At 65.8% G+C, this 5,512-nt stretch carries 7 protein-coding genes and 1 pseudogene; all 8 read right to left on the bottom strand.

The annotated features are described in order from the left end of the window. Nucleotides 1-56: 56 nt before the first annotated feature. Nucleotides 57-476 (bottom strand): YchJ family metal-binding protein, encoded by a 420-nt coding sequence (locus QZ189_RS10520; RefSeq protein ID WP_296421726.1) that lies wholly within the window; start codon nucleotides 474-476, stop codon nucleotides 57-59. After that, nucleotides 476-1,522, bottom strand: a complete 1,047-nt coding sequence (locus tag QZ189_RS10515) for a DUF3326 domain-containing protein (RefSeq protein ID WP_296421725.1) — start codon at nucleotides 1,520-1,522, stop codon at nucleotides 476-478. Before QZ189_RS10515 ends, QZ189_RS10520 begins: the two co-directional genes overlap by 1 nt. Next, nucleotides 1,519-1,722: a hypothetical protein gene (locus QZ189_RS10510; RefSeq protein ID WP_296419551.1), complete on the bottom strand. Its 204-nt coding sequence runs from the start codon at nucleotides 1,720-1,722 to the stop codon at nucleotides 1,519-1,521. The genes QZ189_RS10515 and QZ189_RS10510 overlap by 4 nt, the downstream gene beginning before the upstream one ends. Next, nucleotides 1,719-2,042, bottom strand: coding sequence for a 2Fe-2S iron-sulfur cluster-binding protein (locus tag QZ189_RS10505; protein WP_247477091.1), 324 nt, complete (start codon nucleotides 2,040-2,042; stop codon nucleotides 1,719-1,721). The genes QZ189_RS10510 and QZ189_RS10505 overlap by 4 nt, the downstream gene beginning before the upstream one ends. Nucleotides 2,043-2,083: 41 nt before the next feature. Beyond that, on the bottom strand, nucleotides 2,084-2,797 hold the full coding sequence (locus QZ189_RS10500; RefSeq protein ID WP_296421724.1) for a putative 2OG-Fe(II) oxygenase: 714 nt from the start codon (nucleotides 2,795-2,797) through the stop codon (nucleotides 2,084-2,086). Nucleotides 2,798-2,882: 85 nt separating this feature from the next. Continuing rightward, a complete protein-coding gene (locus QZ189_RS10495) occupies nucleotides 2,883-3,836 on the bottom strand; it encodes a F0F1 ATP synthase subunit gamma (protein ID WP_010315324.1) in 954 nt (317 codons plus the stop codon). Between the two features lie 31 nt (nucleotides 3,837-3,867). Next, nucleotides 3,868-5,385 carry a F0F1 ATP synthase subunit alpha gene (gene atpA / locus QZ189_RS10490; protein WP_010315323.1) on the bottom strand — a complete coding sequence of 506 codons (1,518 nt, stop codon included), beginning with the start codon at nucleotides 5,383-5,385 and terminating at the stop codon, nucleotides 3,868-3,870. Between the two features lie 52 nt (nucleotides 5,386-5,437). After that, nucleotides 5,438-5,512: pseudogene (locus QZ189_RS10485) on the bottom strand (ATP F0F1 synthase subunit delta); the annotation flags it as partial.

Raw genomic sequence — 5,512 nt, 5'->3', positions numbered from 1 at the left:
CCCGGCGTGGCCAAAGCCCTGGGAGTAGGCAACCGTCACCCGATGGCCTGCCTGAACTAGGCCTCGCCGTCGAGATAGAGCCAACGCCCCTCGAGCACCCCACCCTCGCGGCCAAAGCGGGAGCACTCCCGCAGGACGTGCGTCTGCCCCGCCTGGCGGTACTGGGCCTCGAAGCTCACCCGGCCGCTGAGGTCAGCCTCGCCTCCGGCCTCGCGTGCGCTGATCCTCAGCTGGGTCCAACGCACGCCCCGGTTGCTGGCCTTGAGGGCTTGGCGCCGCTCGGCCAGGGGCTCAGGGGAGGGATGGGTCTCGATCAAGTAGTCGATCAGGTTGCGGCTGAAGGCGCTGTAGCGCGAGCGCATCAACTGCTCAGCCGTGGCCGGCAGGGACTGGCCCAGGTGGAACGGCTCACAACAGTCGGCGTAGACCCCGCCGCCGCAGGGGCAGGGGTCCTTGCGCACGCCAAAGCCCGCCATCAGACCAGCCGCCGCAGCGGACGCTGCAGCGCCTCGGGACTGATTCCCTCCCGCAGGGCCAGCACCAGCCCAGCGGCCTCGCTGTAGCTCTTAGCCCGGAGCACCTCGATCCCCAAGGCCTCGGCCGTCACCGAGAGGACGCAGGGGTTCTCCACGGCGATCACCGGAATGCCCCGCTCAGCGCAGGCCAAGACTGCCGCGCCGCCCAGGGCCCCGGCCGGGGCCACCACAGCTCCGATCTGTTCAGCGCGAATCGATTCGGCGGGGGCCTGGTCCGCTGGCCAGAGGGCTGGGGCGCGGCTCAGGCCCACCAGCACGCAGGGCAGGAAGGTGTAACCCAGCTCCTCGCCCGCCGCCCGGGGGTCCAACTGGGGATCGATCTCCAGGGGGCTCAGCGCCGGCGCATGGGCACAGGGCAGATTCAGCTGACGGCTCAGCCAGTGGCTGATCACCGCCTCGGCACCAGCCAGGGCATCGACGCCGCCCCCCTGGCGGTAGGCCGTCAGGGCCTCGCTATCGGGGTCATCCGGAAAGCGGGCAATCACGGCGATGGCCGTGGCACCGGCATCGCGCAGGCGCGCCCCGGCCTCCAGCAAGACGTCGGGACGCGCCAGCTGGCCCCAGCTGGCACCGCTCTCCCCCTGGCTCAGGCTGACGCCGATCGGAGCCGTAGTGGTTTCCACCGGACCCAGGCTCAGCCCGAGGCTGGCCCGGCAACCGTCGGCCACCTGCAGATGCCGCAGCCGGAGCTCCTCCTCGATGCCGGCATCCAGCAGCAGGCCAATGCGCTGAGAGCGAACCGGCTGGAGTGCCAGTTCTGCAGCCGCGAAACGATCGAGGCTTGATCCCTCGACGTAGTGAATGCGGGGGTCACTCCAATAGAGCGAGGCCCCATTCATCACATTGGGATGGGTGATCAGGCAGCCACTGGCGGCCGCCAACAGCCGCGCCGCGGGCACCGCATCACCCGCGTAGCCACCCACCTCACAGCCGATGCCCGTGGGCACCACCATCACGGTGGGCAAGGGATCGCCAGGGCGGGTCATACGAGCAGGGCGGGCTGGTGCACCATCGCTTCCAGGGTTAGCTGGCGCTGGCCATCGGGCCGGCAGACCGCCTGGGTGATCGCCCAGCGCAACGGGACCCCGTGCTGACGCAGTTCAGCCTCGATCTGCGGCAGCAGCGGACCGGGCTGGGCCACCAGGGTGAGCGCCAGGGATCGAAAGCCAGAGAGCCCTGGACTCACTTTTGGTATTGACCGAACTGCGCTTCATAGAGCGCGTCTTCTTGGCCGGCCAGCACCTTGAGGTCGCTGCGGGGATAGGCCACACAGAGCAGCGCAAACCCCTGATCCCGCAGCTCAGCCTTGACGCCCATGGCGTCGGGCTGATGCACGGATCCCTCTTTCACCACGGCAGCGCAGGTGGTGCAGACACCGGAGCAGCAGGAGCTGGGGACAGCCACACCGGCGGCTTCCGCAGCAGCGAGAACGGTCTGATCGGCAGCGCAGCTGAAGCTGTGGCTGGTGCCGTCGAGTTCACAGACAACGGTGTAGGTCTCGCCCATGGAGGGAGCAGCTCAGTCCAGAAGCTCCCCATTGTCCAGGATCACGGCCCGGGCAGGGCGCCCCACTGCTGCGGGTGCGGCGCCAGGTATTCCGGTGGGGCCAGCCCGGGCTGCTCATAGAGCGGTGCACTCAAGGCCAGATCAAAGGCCAGGGACACCCGCAGATCGCCCTCGTCCTCATTGGCCGTCACGGCATGGTCAATCTGAGCGGGGAAGAGCACCAGCAACCCAGCCCGGGGAGCCAGATCGAAGTGGGGGGCATTCCAGTGCAGGGCCCCCTCGAGGGGACCGCCATGGCCCACGGATAACCCTGGCACCAGCTCATTGCTCTGCCGGGCGGGGTAGAGCCGAAGGCAACCACTGCGGCCGGATCCATCGCCATTGAGGTAGACGATGGCGCTCAGATGGGCATTGGGATGGTGATGACGGCCCACCGCCTGGCCCGGTTCACTCACCACCGGCCAGGACCGCTGAATGTGCAGGGCCACCTGGTCGCAGTGGAAGCCCAGTTGCTCCAGGTACGCCCAGGCATGCCGGCGCACCTGATCGCTAATGGCCGCAAAAGCCGGAAGCTGGTGAACCCGCCAGACACCGTTGATGTCGCCGGTCCAGGCGCAACCGGGATGGGGGTTGCCGCTGTCCTCGCCCCGCAGAGCCAGGACATCCTGGAGCAGTAACACCGCATCCATCGGATCCAGGGCCAGATCTGCGGTGCCCAGGGCCAAAGGGAAGAGCGGTTGCAGGGAAAGCGTCATGGCGCGCCGGCGCTTCCCTCATCCTGGAACAAGGCACAAAAAAAGCCCTCCACTTGGGAGGGCTTTGAGCGTCTGAGCAACGTGCTCAGGCCATGGCAGAAGCACCGCCGACCACTTCCAGGATCTCCTGGGTAATGGCGGCCTGGCGGGCCTTGTTGTAGTCCAGGGTCAGGGACTTCGCGAGCGCCTTGGCGTTGTCGCTGGCGTTGTTCATGGCGGTCATCCGGCTGGCGAGCTCGGAAGCGGCCGCCTCCTGCAGGGAACGCAGCAGCTGGTTCTGCAGATACAGAGGCAGCAGTGCATTCAGCAGCTGATCGGGGCTCTGCTCGAACACCAGATCAGAAGGCAGAGAAGGCTGGTCGTTGTTGACCGTGCCCGTTTCAACGCCCAGCTGACCGTCGCGGGTGGTGAGACGGAAAATCTCGTCGTCCGCGCTGGCGATGCCCTGGGGATCCAGGGGCAGCAGGGTCTGGGAAACAGGCTTCGAGCTCACCAGGTTGATGAACTTGGTGAAGATGATCTCGACACGATCGGTGGTGCCGGAGAGGAACTCGGCGAGCACCTCGTCGGCGATCTTGCCGGCCTCAGCAGCGCTGGGGACCTGCTCGAGCCCCATGAAGGTGGCGCGAATCGTGTACTGGCTGGCGCGGTTCTGGAAGTAGGTGGCGACCTTGCGGCCGATCAACACCAGATCCACGTCATAGCCCTGAGACTTCAGCTCAGCGTGACGCTGTTCCGTGCGCTTGATGATGTTGGCGTTGTAGCCACCGCACAGACCCCGGTCGCCGGTCACGGCAAGCAGGGTGATGGTGCGGACGTCGCGGTTCTCGAGCAGCGGCGCGTCAGCGGTCTCGAACTGCATCCGGGTCTGGAGATTCTCCAGAACGCGGGCAAGACGATCAGCAAACGGACGGCTGCGCAGAACCTGTTCCTGTGCCCGGCGGACCTTGGCGGCTGCCACGAGGCGCATGGCCTCGGTGATCTTCCGGGTGTTTTTAACGGAACTGATCCTGTCGCGGATCTCCTTCAGGTTGGCCATGGATTGGACTCTCCGGGGTAACCGTCAGGGATCAGGCCGCAGCCAGCATCGAAGACTTCACTTCGTTGATGGCAGCCTTGAGCATGGCCTCAGCGTCTTCGCTGAGCTGCTTCTCGGTCTGGATCTTGTTGATGAACTCGGGCTTGTTGGTCTTCAGGTACTCGCGGAGCTCGCGGCAGAACTGAACGACGGACTCGACGGGAACTTCGTCGATCAGGCCCTTGACGCCGGCGTAAACCACGGCGACCTGCTCAGCCAGGATCAGGGGGCTGAACTGGGGCTGCTTGAGGATCTCGCGGAGACGCTTACCGCGGGCCAGCTGCTGCTGAGTCGCAGCATCCAGGTCGGAGGCGAACTGGGAGAAGGCGGCCAGTTCATCGAACTGAGCCAGCTCAAGCTTGAGGGTACCGGCGATCTTCTTGATGGCCTTGGTCTGGGCAGCACCACCCACTCGGCTCACGGAGATACCCACGTTGATGGCGGGGCGGAGACCGGAGTTGAAGAGGTCGGAGCTCAGGAAGACCTGACCGTCGGTGATGGAGATCACGTTGGTCGGGATGTACGCCGAGACGTCACCAGCCTGGGTTTCGATGATCGGCAGGGCGGTCATGGAGCCCTTGCCCATGGCGTCGCTCAGCTTGGCGGCGCGCTCGAGCAGGCGGCTGTGGCAATAGAACACGTCGCCGGGGTAGGCCTCACGACCGGGGGGACGACGGAGCAGCAGGGACATCTGACGGTAGGCCTGGGCCTGCTTGGTCAGGTCGTCATAGATGACCAGGGTGGCCTTGCCCTTGTACATGAAGGACTCAGCGATGGCTGCGCCGGTGTAGGGAGCCAGGTACTGCAGAGCAGCGGACTCGGAGGCGTTCGCAGCCACGATCACGGTGTAATCGAGGGCGCCCTTCTCGCGGAGCACCTCAACAACGTTGGCCACAGAGGCAGCCTTCTGGCCGACAGCGACGTAGACGCAGACGACGTCTTCGCCCTTCTGGTTGATGATCGTGTCGATCGCGATGGCGGTCTTGCCGGTCTGGCGGTCGCCAATGATCAGCTCGCGCTGGCCACGACCGATGGGGATCATCGCGTCGATGGCGGTGATGCCGGTCTGCATGGGCTCATGCACCGACTTGCGCTGGATGATGCCAGGCGCCATCGATTCGATCAGGCGGGTCTCGCTGGTGGGGATATCACCCTTGCCATCGATGGCCTGACCCAGGGGGTTCACCACACGGCCGAGCATGGCGTCGCCGACGGGCACCGAGGCGATCTTGCCGGTGGCCTTGACGGTGCTGCCCTCTTGGATGCCGCGACCCTCACCCATCAACACCGCGCCGACGTTGTCGTCTTCGAGGTTGAGAGCAATGCCTTCGGTGCCGTCTTCGAACTGGATCAGCTCACCGGCCATGACCTGCTCGAGGCCATAGACGCGGGCGATGCCGTCGCCGACCTGCAGCACGGTGCCGACGTTGCTGACGGAAACCGACTTGTCGTAATCAGCGATCTGTTGCTTGAGGATCGCGCTGATCTCGTCGGGGCGGATGGAAACCATGGGAGGCGTTGGGGTTGAGGACGAGGGGTGAGAAAGGGGTTCGGGTGCGGAGCTAGCTCACCTTGGCCAGCGCCAGTCCGAGGCGACGCACCTGACCCGCGAGGCTGGCGTCAATCACCTTGGAGCC

The sequence above is a fragment of the Vulcanococcus sp. CPBay_Sum15L08_68 genome, from assembly GCF_017855895.1.
Classification (GTDB): domain Bacteria; phylum Cyanobacteriota; class Cyanobacteriia; order PCC-6307; family Cyanobiaceae; genus Vulcanococcus.
Note: the sequence above shows the minus strand (reverse complement) of the source record. Positions and strands in the feature narration are given on the sequence as shown.